This is a genomic window from Azoarcus indigens (assembly GCF_004361735.1).
Classification (GTDB): Bacteria; Pseudomonadota; Gammaproteobacteria; order Burkholderiales; family Rhodocyclaceae; genus Azoarcus; species Azoarcus indigens.
On record NZ_SNVV01000010.1, the window covers coordinates 153603 to 169853 of the forward strand.

Below are 16251 nucleotides of genomic sequence, written 5' to 3' on the forward strand. Positions count from 1 at the left end.
CGTCAGCGATAGACGAGGACGGGCGTCTTACTGTGCGTCAGCACCTTCTGCGTCTCGCTGCCGAGAAGTAGGCCAGCGATACCTTTGCGGCCGTGGGAGGCCATAAAGATCAAGTCGCAGCCATGTCGGTCTGCTGCCTCGATGATGGCTTCATAGGGAACCTCACTGACTACGGTGTCGGTAGCGCTGGTGACGCCGTCAGCGGCAGCCGCGGCAGCCGCGCGCTCAAGAATCCGAGCCGCTTCTTGACCGGCCGCCTTGGCGAACTGTTCTGGAGTGGTGGGGTCGATCAAAGCGCCCTCCCCGTAAATGGGCATGGGGAAGTCTGGTTGGGCGTAGAAGAAGGTGATCCGGGCTCCAGCATCTTTGGCAAAAGAAACAGCCCGTGAAACGGTGCCTTCGGAGAGTGGAGAGCCGTCTGTAGGTACGAGGAGATGCTTGAACATTTCGATACTCCCTTGGGGTGACCACGGAGACTAATTATAACGACCCAGGGCGTGCCTTGCGCTGACGGAGGTCAAAAGGCTCAGGCGAACTCCTTGGCGGGACTTGCTAGAATGGTTTTGCATCTCGCATTGCTGCTGAAATTCAAAGTCCAATGGTGGGCATTGGCCGAACCGGGATACAGTCTGTCAAAGCCCCCTAATTGCTCTGGAGGTGTCATGGAAGGCTTGAGCGCTGACAATGCAACTAAGTTGGGAGACCGCGTTTCCCCAGGTAATGACATCCCTGAAAATCCCGTGGGGGTTTTTCATCGGACGCTAGGCGAGTACCACCGATTGCTAGAGGGTAGCTGGGACCCCTTGGGCATGATGGCACCCATCGTCCATGCCCAGCTGGCATGGCTTGCCCATCCCCAGGAACTCGCCGAGCGGAGCATCCGGCTTTCTTCCGATCTCTGGGGTTTGCAGTGGCATACCCTCGCGAGAGTAATGGGGCAGGTAAGCCAGGATCCCGTGAAGCCGAATCCGGATGACAACCGCTTCGCCGATCCTGTCTGGACTGAATCGCCCACTTGGGATTTGACCAAGGAGTGGTATCTCGCTTTTACTCACCATATGCAGGACATGCTTTACGGTACCCCTGGCTTAGGAAGCCAGGAGCGCCGAAAAGCAGCATTCTGGTGGCGGAAATGGCTGAATGCGGTGGCGCCGACGAATTCCCTTTGGACCAACCCGGTTGCGCTCCGTAAGGCGGTCGAATCCAGGGGTGAGAGCCTCGCCCGCGGTTACCGGAACTTTCTGGATGACATGCAAGCCGGCGATATCCGGATGACGGATCCCGAGGACTTCAATGTGGGGGGGAACCTGGCAACGACGCCGGGCGCGGTGGTCTTCCGCAACCAACTTCTTGAAGTGATCCACTACGCGCCGACTCAAGCAAAAGTTCATGCTGAGCCGGTCGTTATCGTGACGCCGTGGATCAACAAGTTCTATGTATTGGATTTGACTCAGAAGAAGAGCATGGTCCGCTTTCTGTTGGATCAGGGGCTGGATGTCTTCATTACCAGTTGGAAGAACCCGGATGCATCCATGCATGATGTGTCGTTCGACGATTATCTAAGCAGAGGCATTCATGAACTGGTGGAGACGGCTAGGAGGCTTGCTGGTGCAAAACGGGTCCACGCGGTAGGTTACTGCATAGGTGGTACTGCGCTGTCGATGTACATGGCCTGGTCAGCGCGTCGTTTTCCGCAGGAGGCGCAGGCCGTTGCTGATTGGACCCTGTTTGCCACCTTGGTGGACTTCCGTAAACCGGGCGATATTGAGGTTTTTATCGACGAGAACAGCATCCGTTATTTGACCGAGAGTATGAAGCGGACGGGCTATCTGGATGGTAAGCAGATGGCTGCGGCCTTCAGGCTGCTACGGTCGAACAGTCTGATTTGGCACTACGTCGTGCATGGCTGGCTGTATGGCGAGAAGCCGCAACCTTTTGATGTCCTCTACTGGAACATGGATACCACTCGTATGCCGCAGGCCATGCATGCTTGGTATTTGAGCGAGTTGTATCTGCACAACCGGCTGATAAAAAAGGACTCTCTATCTGTCGCCGGTGAGAGGCTAGATTTGGCTCAGATCAAGCAACCGCTTTATGCGGTGGGAGCTGAGGATGATCATATTGCCCCTTGGCAGGAGACTTTCCGAATCAATAATCACGTCTCCGGCTCAAGGCGGTATGTGCTCTCCAGTTCGGGGCACATCCTAGGGATTGTTAACCCTGTAGTCACTCCCCCGAAGCGGCATTTTCGGGTCGCGAACGTTGATCGTGGCGAGACAGTGGACGAATGGAGTACGAAGGCGGCAAAACAGGAGGGGAGTTGGTGGGAGGACTGGATGGCTTGGCTAAAGCCGAAGGCCGGAGGGCTGGTGGATGCCCGCCCCGCTGCGACGAGAGAGTTCCCGGCACTGGCGGCGGCTCCTGGCATCTACGTGCAAGAGAGGTAGCGCCTATCAGCCGACGGGATTGCCGATCGTGTGGAGAAGAGCTTTGCAGAGAGGATTCTCGGCTCGGGTCATGAATATGATCCAAGACTGAATAGATATCCCTTGTTCGTGAGGAAATGTGCTCAGTTATTTTGCAGTCAAGCATATGCACGTCACTTGTGTCGTGCTGAGTGGGGCAGGCTTTGCCTTAAGAGGCTTTTGGATGATGGTTGACAGCCCCCTGTTGCAATGCCGCCGGGGCCGCGTCATTCCCCACCTCGTCGATACGGTTTTGCTTGCTAGTGCCATGTGGCTGGCGTTTACTAGTCATCAATATCCCTTCAAGGACGACTGGCTAACCGCAAAGCTAGGTGGTTTGGTGCTGTACATTTTCTTGGGGGCGCTTGCTCTTCGCCATGGACGAACAAAGAGCCAGCGCGTGCTGGCTTTTGTCACTGCCCTAGCGGTTTTTGGTTGGATCGTTTCAGTGGCTGTGAGCCGCCAGCCTCAGGGCTTTTTACGCACCCTGCTATAAGCAGCCCTACAGGACGTTGGCTCGCCATTTATCAGCGTCCGCAGGGCTGATGCTGGATCAACCGCTTGAGCCCTGCACTATCCAGAATACGAATATGTTTCTGTTGCACGGCAACGAAGCCCTCGTCCTGGAAGCGCGAGAATGCGCGGGAAACAGTTTCTAGCTTCAAGCCCAGATATGAGCCAATCTCCTCCCGCGTCATTCGCAAATGGAACTCTGCAGCGGAGAAACCCCTGGCAGTGAAACGCTGAGACATATTGAGCAGGAAGGCGGCCAGCCGTTCTTCCGCCCGCATTGAGCCGAGCAGCATCATGACACCGTGGTCGCGCACGATCTCGCGGCTCATCACTTTGTGAAACTGATGCTGTAGCCCTTCGACTTCGCGCGACAACTCTTCCAGCTTGGCATAGGCAATCACGCAGACTTCACTGTCTTCAAGCGCGATCGCATTGCAGGAATGCAGTTCGGTGCTTATGCCGTCCAGGCCGAGAATCTCGCCCGTCATCTGGAAGCCCGTCACTTGCTCACGACCGTCTTCGAGCAACACATCGGTCTTGAACGAACCGGCGCGGATCGCATAGATGGCTTCGAAGGGGTCGCCGGCGCGGTACAGATTCTGCTGCCGTTTGATCTTGCGGCGGGCACCGACCAGCTCGTCCAGCCGGTCGAGCTCGTTCTCCGACATGCCGAAGGGCAGACAGAGCTCAACCAGATTGCACTGGGAGCATGCTGTCTTTAGCCCGGCTACCGTTACCGGTACCGTTGCCTTCATTTGCACAATAAACTCGCTCCGTCTCCGGCTAGCGGATCGTGGGGCTACCGTTGATCCACGTCAAACACACAATCAGGGCTTTCTGCCATCTTTTGTCAGAAATCGCCTGTATACGACCATGACTACTAAGAACCTAATTTTCGATCCCCAACTGATCCGCCGGTTCGATATAAACGGACCGCGTTACACGTCGTATCCCACTGCAGACCGCTTCGTCGAGGCTTTCGATGCTAGCGCCCTGCAGGACTGGCTCGGCAAGCGGGCCGTGGGAGGGATGAGCAGGCCGCTTTCATTATACTTCCACATCCCTTTCTGTAACACGATCTGCTACTACTGCGCCTGCAACAAGATCATCACCAAGGATCACGCCCGCTCGAGCAAGTATCTCAAGTACCTGGCGAAAGAAATAGAGATGCAGGCGGCCAGGCTCGGGGGAACCAAGCAGGTTACCCAACTGCACCTAGGTGGTGGCACGCCGACCTTCCTGTCGCACGAGGAAATGCAGCAGCTGTTGGATTCTGTGCGCGCTCACTTCAATCTGGTGCCGAACGGCGAGTATTCCATCGAAGTGGACCCCCGCAAGGTCGGCTACGACACGATCGCCTTCCTATCGGATCTCGGCTTCAACCGCATGAGCGTTGGGGTCCAGGATTTTGCGGAGGATGTACAGGAGGCAGTGAACCGCATCCAGAGCTTCGAGGAAACCAAGCTGGTCATTGATGCAGCGCGAACAACCGGTTTCCGTTCCATCAGCCTGGACCTCATCTACGGCCTGCCCAAGCAGAACGTCATCAGTTTCAATCGCACCATCGAGCAGGTGCTGGAACTGGCGCCTGATCGCATCTCCCTATACAGCTATGCTCATCTTCCGGGTTTGTTCAAGCCTCAGCGGCGCATCATCCCGATTCAGTTGCCTTCCGCGGACTCCAAGCTGCAGATCCTGCAACTGGCTATTCGTCGTCTGACCGAGGCGGGTTACGTTTACATTGGAATGGACCACTTCGCCAAGCCGGACGACGAACTCACTGTGGCGCAACGGCAAGGCCGCCTGCACCGTAATTTTCAGGGCTATTCCACGCAGGCGGAGTGCGATCTGCTCGCCTTCGGCGTGTCAGCGATCGGCAAGATCGGTCCCGTCTATTCACAGAACGTCAAGACGCTGGATGAGTACTACGATGCTCTCGATCAGGATGAACTGCCGGTGCTGCGGGGGATAGAGCTGACTGCAGACGACCTGTTGCGCCGCTCCATCATCCAGGCACTGATGTGCCACTTCGAGCTCTCGATTCAGTCCATCGAGATCGCGCACCTGATTGACTTCCGCAGCTACTTTGCGGAGGAATTGGCCGATCTGGCGGAAATGGAGGCGGCCGGTCTGGTCAAGATGGACGGCGACTGGATCAGCGTGATGCCGGCCGGACGCTTGCTGGTTCGCGGGATCGCAATGATCTTTGACCGTTATCTTCGGGCTGACCGCGAGCGTGCGCGTTACTCCAGGGTGATCTGACACGAGGGGCGGCCGGGTAGAATGGCCGGCCCTGTGATAGTTGCACTTTCTCGTGTCCTTGAACTTCATCCATGCCTGAAACCGGCTATTTCGCCGTCTTCCTGATAGGCCTCCTTGGCGGTACCCACTGCGTCAGCATGTGCGGTGGCATCGTCGGGGCGCTTAGCGTGCAGGTCAAGCTGCCGTCCGAGCAGACCCGTCAGTGGCCTATCCATCTGGCGTACAACCTCGGCCGCATCACCACCTACACGGTGGTGGGGGCGCTGCTGGGTGCAATTGGTTCGGTTGGCTTGCTGTATAGCGGGGTTTTGCCGGTACAGATCACCTTGTATGTATTGGCCAATCTGATGCTGGTGGCCCTCGGGTTGTATCTCACCGGTTTTACTCGTGTGTTGGCGCCGGTGGAGCGTATGGGGCATCGGCTCTGGCGCACGGTGCAGCCGGCGACGCGGCGCTTCCTGCCGGCGCGTTCGCCCAAGCAGGCTTTTCCGCTCGGATTGCTTTGGGGGTTTTTGCCCTGCGGCCTGGTGTACAGCGTGCTCGCGGCGGCATTGGTGACGGGGTCTGCGAGCCGGGGCGCCGGCCTGATGCTGGCTTTTGGCCTGGGAACCCTACCGAACCTGTTGCTCGCCGGGCTGCTGTTCAAGCGCTTTCGGGATATCACCCGGAACAGTCGGGTTCGTTTGGCCGCAGGGCTGATGGTGATGGGCTTCGGCGTTTTCGGCCTCATCAATGCCCCTTCGCTTGGCGGCAGCCTGTGGAATGGCGTGCTTTGCGTGGTTTGAGCCGCCGCTTCAGGCGCTGAGGGCGCGGAGGATGGGGCAGGGGGCTGCGGTATCGCCGTGGCGGCAGCAATCCACCAGTTCTGCCAGCGCATTGCGCATTTCCTGCAACTGGGCGATCCGGGCGTCGATCAGGCTCACCTTGTCCTGAGCCAGAGTGCGCGCCTTCACTCGATCCGTCTCCTCATTCAGCGACAGCAGCGTTTCGATCTCTTCCAGCGAGAAACCCAGATGCTGTGCGCGCTTGATGGCCCGCAGCCGGGCGAGTTCCGTTTCGCTGTATGTACGATAGCCGCCGCCGACCGCTTCTGGCTGAGGCAGCAGGCCGCGCCGCTGGTAGTAGCGTATGGTTTCCACATTGACCTGCGCTGCTCTTGCGAGGGTGCCTATGGTGTAGCTGGGGGAAGGGGCTGCCATGATGGTGTTGACTCCGTACTTGAGTACGGTGTTTAGACTGCATCCTGACTGCTTTATCCGCAAGAGGATCACCATGGCAAGCCACACCCTGGCTGCTGGCCCGCAAGGGGCTGCTGACAATACGCGTACGCTGGATCTGCCGGTTGCCGGCATGACCTGCGCTGCCTGCGCCACTCGCATCGAGAAAGTGCTCAACCGCTTGCCCGGGGTTGCGGCGACGGTGAACCTCGCCACCGAGAAAGCCCATGTGACGCTGGAGGGCGGACAGACCGACGCCGAAGCGGTGATCGGCAGTATCCGCAAGGCGGGCTTTCAGGTGCCGGAGGCTGATCTGGAGTTGGCGATAGCCGGAATGAGCTGTGCCGCGTGTGCGACCCGACTCGAGAAGGTGCTGAACCGGCTTCCGGGCGTGCAGGCCAGCGTCAGCTTCGCTAGGGAACGGGCCAGCCTGCATTACACCCCCGGGCTGTCGACCGTGGATAGTATCAAGGCCGCGGTCGCGCATGCAGGATTCGAGGCGCACGAGACCGGCGCTGCCCAGCGGGAACAAGAGCGGGACCGCCAGAGGCAGGCCTGGAATGCGGAACTGAGGCGCTTCTGGATTGCGGCGCTGTTGTCGCTGCCTTTGCTGGCGCAGATGCCAGCCATGTTCGGCGCCGGTTGGGGCGGAGAGGGGCATCACGACATCGTGCCACGCTGGCTGCAGCTGATTCTCGCCACGCCCGTCCAATTCTGGATTGGTGCCCGTTTCTATCGCGGCGCCTGGTCGGCGCTTCGCGGGGGCGGGGCCAACATGGACGTACTGGTGGCGCTGGGTACCAGCATGGCCTACTTCTACAGCCTGGCAGTGACGCTGGGCGGCTGGCACGAGCTCCATGTGTATTTCGAGGCCTCGGCCACCATCATCACCCTGGTGTTGCTGGGAAAGCTGCTGGAGGCGCGCGCGAAGGCGCGTACTGGCGCGGCGCTGGACGCGCTGCTGCGCCTGCAGCCGCGGCAGGCCTGGGTAGAGCGGGACGGCGTGGTCGTGGAGGTGCCGGTGGACAGCCTGCAGCCCGGGGACGAATTCATCCTCCGCCCTGGCGACGCAGTGCCGGTCGATGGCGTCGTCGTCTCGGGCCGTTCGGCGGTCAATGAGGCCATGCTCACCGGCGAAAGCCTGCCGGTGGACAAGCAGGTGGATGATGAGGTCTATGCCGCCACCTTGAATGGCGAGGGAGTATTGCGCTGCCGCGCCACCGGCGTCGGCGCGGCGACCCTGCTGGCCGGCATTATCCGGCTGGTGGAGCAGGCGCAAGGCTCCAAGGCGCCGGTGCAGCGCTTGGCCGACCGCATCTCGGCGATATTCGTGCCGGTGGTCGTCGGTATCGCATTGCTCACCTTCATTGGCTGGTGGCTGTATGCCGGCGATTTCTCCCAGGCCTTGATCAATGCGGTGGCGGTGCTGGTGATTGCCTGCCCCTGCGCACTCGGGCTGGCTACGCCGACCGCCATCATGGTCGGGACCGGGCAGGGTGCGCGCGCCGGCATGCTGGTGAAGAACGCGACTGCGCTGGAACTGGCGGAACGCATCTCGGTGCTCGCGGTAGACAAGACCGGCACCCTCACCGAAGGTGCGCCGCGAGTAGTGGACGTCCGCCCGGCGGCAGGCTGGACGCGGGACGGGTTGCTGGCCCTGGCGGCCGCGCTGGAGCGGACCAGCAGCCATCCCATTGCCCAGGCCATCCTGGCCGCCGTTGAAGGAGTGACCGTGCCAGCGGATGAATTGCGGGATGTTCGTGCCGTGGGCGGACGCGGCATCGAAGGGCGTCTGGCGGAGCAAATAGTGCTGGTCGGCTCGCCTGCCTTCCTCGAGGAGCGCGCGATTGCGCTGCCAGCCGCTGAGGTGGCGGCTTTGGCAGCCCAGGGGCAGACCCTGGTGGCGGTGGCGATGGATGGCGCCTACGCCGGGGTGATCGGCGTTGCCGACCGCCTGAGGCCGGATTCGGCGGCGGCGGTGAGGCGCCTGCGCGAGCTTGGCCTGCGGGTGGTGATGCTGACTGGCGACCATGAAGCCACCGCGCGGGCAATCGCCGCCGAAGCGGGCGTCGACGAGTGGCAGGCCAATGTGCTGCCGGGCGACAAGGCAGTGGTGGTCGAGGCGCTGAAGCAGGGCGGCGAGAGGGTCGGCATGGCGGGCGATGGCATCAACGATGCGCCTGCGCTGGTAGCGGCGGACGTGTCCTTCGCGGTGGGCGTGGGCGCCGACATTGCGGTGGAGGCGGCCGACATCACGCTGGTGCGGAACAGCCTCGCTGGCGTGGCGGATGCGATCTCGCTGTCGCGGGCGACGCTGCGGCGCATTAGGCTGAACCTGTTCTTCGCCTTCATCTACAACGTGGTGGGCATCCCGCTGGCGGTGCTGGGACTGCTGAATCCGGTGATTGCCGGCGCCGCCATGGCGATGAGTTCGGTTTCCGTGGTGAGCAATTCCCTGCTGCTGCGTCGCTGGCGGCCACGGGCCTGATTTCTTTATCCAGAAGGAGTGGTGCAATGAGTGAAGTGACGATCAAGGTCGCCGGTATGAGCTGCGGCGGCTGCGTGCGTAACGTGACTGGCGTGCTGCAGGCGCTGCCCGGGGTGGAGCGGGCTGAGGTGTCGCTGGAGGCCGGAGAGGCCAAGGTGGTGTTCGATCCGGCCAAGGTCTCGGTGGAGGGCCTGTGCCAGGCAGTGGATGACGCCGGCTTCGAGGCTGCCAGCGCTTGATCTTTCCCTGCCCTGCGAGCTAGGCGCCGCCGCGGGTGCCGGTCGCCCGCAGCAGGGCTTCCATGCTTCCGGCTGGCAAGGGGCGGGAGAACAGGTAACCCTGGCCTTCGTCGCAGCCATGCTCCAGCAGGAACTGATGCTGTGCCGGGGTTTCCACCCCTTCGGCCAGCACGCTCAGGCCGAGGTTGCGGGCGATGCCGACGATGGTGCGGGTGATGTTGGCATCGTCCTTATCGGCGGGCAGATCGTTGATGAAGGAGCGGTCTATTTTCAGCCGATCCAGCTGGAAGCGCTTCAGGTAGGCGAGGCTGGAGTAACCCGTGCCGAAGTCGTCGATGGCAAGGCCCACGCCCAGCACCTTCAAGGCTCTGAGCGTGGCGGCCGCGCTGTCGGCGTCGGTCATCAGGGTGCTTTCCGTCAGCTCGATTTCCAGCAGATCAGGCGGCAGGCCGGTTTCCGCCAGCACCGTCGCCACCGTCTCGACGAAGTCGCCGTGGTGCAGCTGTACCGCCGAGGCGTTCACCGCCACCTGGAGGTCGCCGAGCCCTGCCTGTCGCCAGGCCTGGGCCTGGGCGCAGGCGGTTTTCAGGATCCAGCGGCCGATGGGAACGATGAGGCCGGTATCCTCCGCCACCGGGATGAAGCGGTCGGGCGGGATGTTGCCGCGTTCGCCCGCGTGCCAGCGCAGCAGCGCTTCGCAGCCGATCAAGCGGCCACCGGCGAGCTCTACCTGGGGCTGGTAGTGCACCGAGAGTTCATTACGGGCTTCGGCTTGGCGCAGCAGGTTTTCCAGCTCCAGCCGTTCCCTGACCTGGAGGTTCATCTCCGCGGTGAAGAACTTGTAGGTGTTACGGCCGGCGGACTTGGCGTGGTACATGGCCGCATCCGCGTTGCGCAGCAGCGTTTCCGCGTCTTCGCCGTCCTGCGGCCACACGGCAATGCCTATGCTGGGCGTGACCGAGAGCTCATAGCGGCCGATCAGGAAGGGCGCGGCGAACTGGCGGACGATGCGCTCGGCGTGGCTGGCGATTTCGGTTGCTGCGCCGGTATGGCGCAGCACCAGGATGAACTCGTCGCCGCCGGAGCGACCCACCGTGTCGCCGTCGCCGGCGAGGGTGCGTAGCCGGGCGGCGACTTGCTGCAGCAGGGCGTCGCCCACGCCGTGACCAAGGGAGTCGTTCACATTCTTGAAGCGGTCGAGATCGATGAACAGCAGGGCTGCCGGTGTGCCGTCCTGGCGGGCGGCTTCGATGGCCTCGTCCATCCGCTGCCGCAGCAGGGCGCGATTGGGCAGCTCGGTCAGCGGGTCGAACTCGGCCAGCCGGCGTAGCCGCGCCTCTGCTTCCTTGCGGGCGCTGATGTCCGCCAGTGCGCCGACGTAGTGGGCGACCTGGCCCTCTTCGTTGGCGACCGCATTGATAGAGAGTTGTACCGGCAGCATGCTCTGCATGCCCAGGCGCAGGGTGGCTTCGCCGTTCCAGGCGCCGGCCTGGGCCAGGGCATGCTGCACCGGGGCGAGGCCCTGATCGCCGACGCTGATGAGGTCCGCAGCGCAGGTGCCGGGGCCAGCCAATTCGGGCTGGTTGCCGATGAGCCGGAGGAAGGCGGGATTGACGGAGAGGAAGCGGAAGTGCTCGTCCAGCACCATCATCGCCTCGTTGCCGGATTCGAACACCCGGGAGGAGAGCTGCAACTGGCGATTGCTCTCCCGCAGGGCCGCGCTGCTCAGGGCCAGTTCGTTGTGATACATGGCGAAGCGCCCGGACAGCCAGCGCGACAGCAGTACCCCGAGCAGCAAGGTGGTGGCGGTACACAGGCCCAGCGCGATCAGCGCCAGCCGCAGCCGCTGATGGGCGCTCTGCTGCAGGGCTATGCGCTCGCGGTCGAGGATGTCGTCCAGTTCATTCAGGCCGATGCTGGCCACGAGGTACCAGCCCCAGGGCTCATGTTGGCTGACGTAGGCGAGGCGGTGCTGGCTGCCGTGGGCGGTGCTCTGAACCAGCTCCAGCTTGCCGCCGCCGTGCCGGGCGGTGTCGAGGGCCTGCTTGGTCCAGTCGGCGGCGGGGCCGAGGGCTGCGGGGCGCAGTCCGCTCTTCTCGGTGGGCAGGCGGGGCTCGAGCAGAACCTCGCCATCCAGCGTCAGCACGCCAACCACCCCGTCCGGGTGGAAGCGCAGCGCCGCGATGCGGGCCAGCGCTTCACGCTGCAGGTCGGCCTCCACCTCGTGCAGATATTCGCCAGCGCCTATCACCCATCCCAGTGGTTCGAAGCGGCGTACGTAGGCCAGCTTGTCTGCCATCTCGTTCGGGTGGTCGGGGCGATACCAGCGGTAGCGGGAGTAGCCGCGGCCTTCGGGATTCTTTGTCGCGTCCAGCAGCCCGCGCATGATGTAGTGGCCGGTGTCGTCGCGATTGTTCCATAGCGGGCTGCCCTCCCGCTCCGGGTTGGTGGGCAGCAGCACGCAATTGCCGTGGAGATCGTCGATGAAGTAGTAGCCGCGGCCGTGGAGGAAGCGCATCGGCCGTAAGGCTTCTACGATGAGGGTGCGGAGGCGCTCAGGTGGTAAACGGTCCTTTTCCCGCTCGTACAGGTGTTCGATCATATCGATGACCTGATCAACATGCTCCCGCAGCGCGGTCTTGGCCTTTTCCTCCCGGCTGGCACGCTGAAATTCCAGATAGTTGGCAAGTGCCGCCAGTTCGTCGCGCAGATGGGCTTCGTGGGCGGCCAGCGTTTCCTCCTCCTGGCTGGCAAGGCGGGTTTCCAGCTCCCTGCTGTCGTGGAGGATGGAGAGAATGCCTATCGTGCCCGCCATGGCGACGACCAAGCACAGCATGCCTGCCGTCAACAGGTGGGGCAGGCTGCGTTCATCGAGGCGGAACAGGCGGCTGAGGAGCAATTTGGAGGTGGCGCAGCCGGCGGAGGGGAGTGGTCGTGCAGAATAAGACTTTTGATATATGCAAGCCAGCCGTTCGCGAGCGCTTCGTGACCCGATTCACAGTGAGTAGGAAGGATGGATGGCGCGACTGCCTGTTGCGATGGAGGTAGGGCGGCCCGCGGTCCCGCCGCCGACACGGGGCGGAGGTGCTCTGGCGAGACAGGGTGGGGCGCGGGATTTGCTCTTATAATCCCGGCCACTTTTTCCATGGGAGGGTATATGGGCTTCGACCTCGTGAAGGCTGGCAAAGACGTGCCGAACGACATCAACGTGATCATCGAGATTCCGGCGCAGGCGGATCCGATCAAGTTCGAGGTGGACAAGGACAGTGGCGCGGTCTTCGTCGACCGCTTCATGGGTACCTCCATGCGCTATCCATTGAACTACGGCTACGTGCCCCACACCGTGGCCGGCGATGGTGACCCGGTGGACGTACTGGTGGTGACGCCTTTCCCGCTGCTGCCTGGCGTGGTCATCCGCTGCCGTCCGGTGGGCGTGTTGAAGATGGAAGACGAGTCCGGCGTGGATGCCAAGGTCGTCGCGGTGCCGGTGTCCAAGCTGACCCCGCTGTACGACAAGGTGCAGAGCATCGATGACCTGCCCGAGTTGCTGATGAAGCAGACGGTGCATTTCTTCGAGCACTACAAGGACCTGGAACCGGGCAAGTGGGTGAAGGTTGTCGGCTGGGGTTCGCTGGACGAAGCGCGGCAGGAGATCCTGGACGGCATCGCCAAGGCCGCCAAGTAAGCTCGGCTGGCGATGCGCCTGCGGCCGGGAGGCCGGGGCACCGCGGGGCCCGCTTCGGCGGGCCCTGTTCTTTTCCGGTGGGGTTTCAGCTGTTCTCGCGCCGGAAGGGGGTGCGCTCCGAGAGCTCGTCCAGGTAGAAGCGCATGCCCTCCGCTTCCTGGGCGAGAAAGCGATCGACCGCGTCGCGGAAACGCGGGTCGGCGATCCAGTGGGCCGAGCGGGTAGGAACCGGCTCCAGCCCCCGCGCCAGCTTGTGTTCGCCCTGGGCGCCGCCCTCGAAGCGGGACAAGCCCTGGCCGATGGCGTACTCGATTGCCTGGTAGTAGCAGAGCTCGAAGTGCAGGAAGGGCAGGTGCTCGGTTGCGCCCCAGTAGCGGCCGTACAGGGCTTCCTCGTCGCAGAGGAAGAAGGCGCCGGCGAGCGGTTCACCAGCGCGTTCGGCCAACAGCAGGCGGACCTGATCCGGTTGTCTGTCGGCCAGCTGGATGAAGAAAGCCGGGCTGAGATAGGGCGTGGAGCGGTGCAGCGCGTAGGTGGTGGCGTAGCAGCGGTAAAAGAAGGCCCAGTCCTGGGCGCTCGCCATGCGACCGTCCAGCCAGCGCAGGGCCAGGCCGTGCTCGGCGGCCCGGCGGCGCTCCTGGCGGATCTTCTTGCGTTTGTCGTGGTTGAGGCTGGCGAGGAAATCGTCGAAATCATGGTAGCCGGCGTTGCGCCAGTGGAACTGCACGCCATGGCGGATCAGCAGGCCGGCGTCGCGCATCCAAGCCGCCTCCTCCTCGGTGGGGAAGAGCAGGTGCAGCGAGGAGAGCCGGCTTTGGCGAGCCATCTCCAGCGTGGCGGCGAGCAGCTGTCGGCGGGAATCGACGCTGCTGCCCAGCAGCCGGGCGCCGGGGATGGGGGTGAAGGGTACGGCGGACAACCATTTCGGGTAGTAGTCCAACCCATGGCGCTGGTAGGCATCCGCCCAGGCCCAGTCGAACACGTATTCGCCGTAGGAGTGCTGCTTGGCATAGAGGGGCAGGGCGGCGACAGGCGTGCCGTCCTGCCACAAGGTCGCATGACGGGGTGTCCAGCCGGTTTCCGGGCCGGCACAGCCGGTGGTTTCCAGGGTGTGGAGGTAGGCATGGGAGAGGCAAGCCTGGCCGCCAGCGATGGCGTTCCAGTCTTGCTCCTGGACTTGTTCCAGGCGGGAAAGCAGGTGAAATCCGTCCGCGAAGGGCATCGTGGTCATCTCTGGCTGGGGAGCCCTGAAAGGTCGTCGCTGCGCCCTCCCGGGCGTGTGGCGAGGGCACGGCGGTCATCATGAAGCGGTATAGTTGAGGCCATGAATACCACGCTTTCCATTGCTGTTGCCCAGTTCAATTTCACTGTTGGCGACCTGGTTGCCAACGCTGACCGTGTCATTGCCGCGCTGACGGAGGCCAAAGCCGCTGGCGCCGATCTGCTGCTGACCCCTGAACTCGCGCTGTCAGGCTATCCGCCGGAGGATCTGCTGCTGCGACCGGATTTCTATCGCGCCTGCGAGCGGGAGATGGCGCGCGTCGCCGCGGCTACGACCGGGATCGGTCTGGTGCTGGGCCATCCGCAGGAGCGGGAAGGCATGCGCTACAACGCCGCTTCCGTGTTCCTGGACGGACGCCTGCTGGCGACCTACCACAAGCAATTGCTGCCCAATGTCGAGGTGTTCGACGAGGAGCGCTACTTCGAGCCCGGCTCCGCGCCCTGTGTCTTCGAACTGAAGGGTACGCGGGTGGGCGTTTTGATCTGCGAGGACATCTGGGCGCCCGGTCCGGCGGTGCTGGCGCGGGCGGCGGGTGCCGAGGTGCTGCTGTCGCTCAATGCTTCGCCCTATCACATGAAGAAACTGGCGCTGCGCCAGCAGGTGCTGCGCGAGCGGGTCGACGAAACCCGGCTGCCTGCGTTGTACTGCAACCTGGTGGGCGGGCAGGACGAACTGGTGTTCGACGGGGCCTCCTTTGCGCTGGACCGCGATGGGCAACTCTCCTATCAGGCGGCGGCTTTCACTGAAGGCCTGGCGTTCCTGCGGCTGGAGGCGGGCAACTGGCAAGAGGGTGGAAAGGCTGAGCCTGTCCCGCTGGAGGCCGAGGTCTATGAGGCGCTGAAGCTGGGGGTGCGGGATTACCTGGGCAAGAACCGCTTTCCCGGCGCGCTCATCGGTCTCTCGGGCGGCATCGACTCGGCGCTGACGCTGGCGATCGCAGTGGACGCACTGGGCGCGGACCGGGTGCGCGCGGTGATGATGCCTTCGCCCTACACCGCGCAGATGAGCCTGGACGATTCGCGCGAGATGGTGAAACGCCTGGGGGTGCGCTACGACGAGATCGCCATCGAACCGGTGATGGCGGTGTTCGGCGAGATGCTGGCGCCCCAGTTTGCTGGCCTGGCGGAAGACACTACCGAAGAGAACCTGCAGAGCCGCATCCGCGGCATGATCTTGATGGCGCTGTCGAACAAGACCGGCGCCATCGTGCTGACCACCGGCAACAAGAGTGAGATGGCCACCGGCTACGCAACCCTGTACGGCGACATGGCCGGCGGTTTCGCGGTGCTGAAGGATCTGTACAAGACCTTCGTCTATCGCCTCTCGGCCTGGCGGAACACCGTCAGCCCGGTGATCCCGCAGAACATCATCGACCGTCCGCCCTCCGCCGAGCTCAAGCCGGACCAGAAGGACCAGGATAGCCTGCCCCCTTACGAGGTGCTGGACGCCATCATCGAGGCCTATATGGAGCGCGATGAGTCGCCACGCGAGATCATCGCCCGCGGCTACGATGCAGCCGAGGTCCGCCGTACCGTCGCCATGCTGAAGCGCAACGAATACAAGCGCCGGCAGGCGCCGGTGGGGATCCGGGTGACGCAGCGGGGCTTCGGCAGGGACTGGCGTTATCCGATAACATCCCGCTATCAAGACGAGTTCTGAATGATAGAGGAGGCCGTGCCGGCGACAGGCCGACATGCCATCCCGAACAAGGAGACCCGAAATGAAGAAGATCGAAGCCGTTGTCAAACCGTTCAAGCTGGACGAGGTGCGCGAGGCGCTTTCCGAGGTGGGCATCGCCGGCCTGACGGTGACCGAGGTGAAGGGCTTTGGCCGGCAGAAAGGGCATACCGAGCTGTACCGTGGCGCGGAATACGTCGTTGATTTCCTGCCCAAGATCAAGATCGAGGTCGTGGTGACCGATGACATCGCCGAGCAGGCGGTGGAAGCCATCATCAAGGCTGCCCGCACCGGCAAGATCGGCGATGGCAAAATCTTCGTCAGCGCGGTCGAGCAGGTTGTTCGCATCCGCACCGGCGAGACCGACGAAGCAGCGATCTGAACTTCCGTTTAGGCTCAGAAAGACGGGCGGCCCCTCGTGGG

14 protein-coding genes are annotated in these 16251 nt (G+C 62.8%); 9 read left to right on the forward strand and 5 right to left on the reverse strand.

The features are described 5' to 3' along the window. Positions 1-2 precede the first annotated feature (2 nt). A complete protein-coding gene (locus C7389_RS13170; protein ID WP_133592132.1) occupies positions 3-446 on the reverse strand; it encodes a universal stress protein in 444 nt (147 codons plus the stop codon). Positions 447-809: 363 nt separating this feature from the next. On the opposite strand from C7389_RS13170, the gene C7389_RS13175 reads away from it, so the two are divergent. Next, complete coding sequence (locus C7389_RS13175) at positions 810-2447, forward strand: PHA/PHB synthase family protein (RefSeq protein ID WP_133592221.1); 1638 nt, start codon at positions 810-812, stop codon at positions 2445-2447. A gap of 118 nt (positions 2448-2565) precedes the next feature. Then, a complete protein-coding gene (locus tag C7389_RS13180; protein WP_281275383.1) occupies positions 2566-2961 on the forward strand; it encodes a SirB2 family protein in 396 nt (131 codons plus the stop codon). A gap of 31 nt (positions 2962-2992) precedes the next feature. On the opposite strand, the gene fnr is transcribed toward C7389_RS13180, so the two are convergent. Beyond that, positions 2993-3733 carry a fumarate/nitrate reduction transcriptional regulator Fnr gene (gene fnr / locus C7389_RS13185; RefSeq protein WP_133592223.1) on the reverse strand — a complete coding sequence of 247 codons (741 nt, stop codon included), beginning with the start codon at positions 3731-3733 and terminating at the stop codon, positions 2993-2995. Between the two features lie 118 nt (positions 3734-3851). Here fnr and hemN point away from each other — a divergent pair, with 118 nt between their 5' ends. Further along, on the forward strand, positions 3852-5240 hold the full coding sequence (hemN, locus tag C7389_RS13190; protein ID WP_133592136.1) for an oxygen-independent coproporphyrinogen III oxidase: 1389 nt from the start codon (positions 3852-3854) through the stop codon (positions 5238-5240). Between the two features lie 71 nt (positions 5241-5311). Beyond that, a complete protein-coding gene (locus tag C7389_RS13195; RefSeq protein ID WP_133592137.1) occupies positions 5312-6025 on the forward strand; it encodes a sulfite exporter TauE/SafE family protein in 714 nt (237 codons plus the stop codon). A gap of 9 nt (positions 6026-6034) precedes the next feature. On the opposite strand, the gene C7389_RS13200 is transcribed toward C7389_RS13195, so the two are convergent. Next, complete coding sequence (locus tag C7389_RS13200) at positions 6035-6439, reverse strand: MerR family transcriptional regulator (RefSeq protein WP_133592139.1); 405 nt, start codon at positions 6437-6439, stop codon at positions 6035-6037. Positions 6440-6512: 73 nt separating this feature from the next. Here C7389_RS13200 and C7389_RS13205 point away from each other — a divergent pair, with 73 nt between their 5' ends. Further along, positions 6513-8945 carry a heavy metal translocating P-type ATPase gene (locus C7389_RS13205; protein WP_246034747.1) on the forward strand — a complete coding sequence of 811 codons (2433 nt, stop codon included), beginning with the start codon at positions 6513-6515 and terminating at the stop codon, positions 8943-8945. Between the two features lie 26 nt (positions 8946-8971). Next, positions 8972-9184 carry a heavy-metal-associated domain-containing protein gene (locus C7389_RS13210; RefSeq protein WP_133592141.1) on the forward strand — a complete coding sequence of 71 codons (213 nt, stop codon included), beginning with the start codon at positions 8972-8974 and terminating at the stop codon, positions 9182-9184. Positions 9185-9203: 19 nt separating this feature from the next. Here C7389_RS13210 and C7389_RS13215 read toward each other — a convergent pair whose 3' ends face one another. Continuing rightward, a complete protein-coding gene (locus C7389_RS13215) occupies positions 9204-12083 on the reverse strand; it encodes a bifunctional diguanylate cyclase/phosphodiesterase (RefSeq protein WP_133592143.1) in 2880 nt (959 codons plus the stop codon). 258 nt (positions 12084-12341) lie between these two features. Here C7389_RS13215 and ppa point away from each other — a divergent pair, with 258 nt between their 5' ends. Beyond that, the gene (gene ppa / locus C7389_RS13220) at positions 12342-12869 is read left to right on the forward strand and encodes an inorganic diphosphatase (protein ID WP_133592145.1); all 528 of its coding nucleotides are present in this window, start codon (positions 12342-12344) and stop codon (positions 12867-12869) included. An 85-nt stretch (positions 12870-12954) separates the two neighbouring features. Here the strand turns inward: ppa and C7389_RS13225 are convergent, their stop codons facing one another. Then, positions 12955-14091, reverse strand: a complete 1137-nt coding sequence (locus C7389_RS13225; protein WP_133592227.1) for a GNAT family N-acetyltransferase — start codon at positions 14089-14091, stop codon at positions 12955-12957. A gap of 102 nt (positions 14092-14193) precedes the next feature. Between C7389_RS13225 and C7389_RS13230 the strand changes: the two genes are divergently transcribed. Both C7389_RS13230 and C7389_RS13235 read left to right on the forward strand, forming a co-directional pair. Next, positions 14194-15810 (forward strand): NAD+ synthase, encoded by a 1617-nt coding sequence (locus C7389_RS13230; protein ID WP_211168359.1) that lies wholly within the window; start codon positions 14194-14196, stop codon positions 15808-15810. Positions 15811-15871: 61 nt separating this feature from the next. After that, positions 15872-16210, forward strand: a complete 339-nt coding sequence (locus tag C7389_RS13235; RefSeq protein ID WP_133592149.1) for a P-II family nitrogen regulator — start codon at positions 15872-15874, stop codon at positions 16208-16210. Positions 16211-16251: the final 41 nt, after the last annotated feature.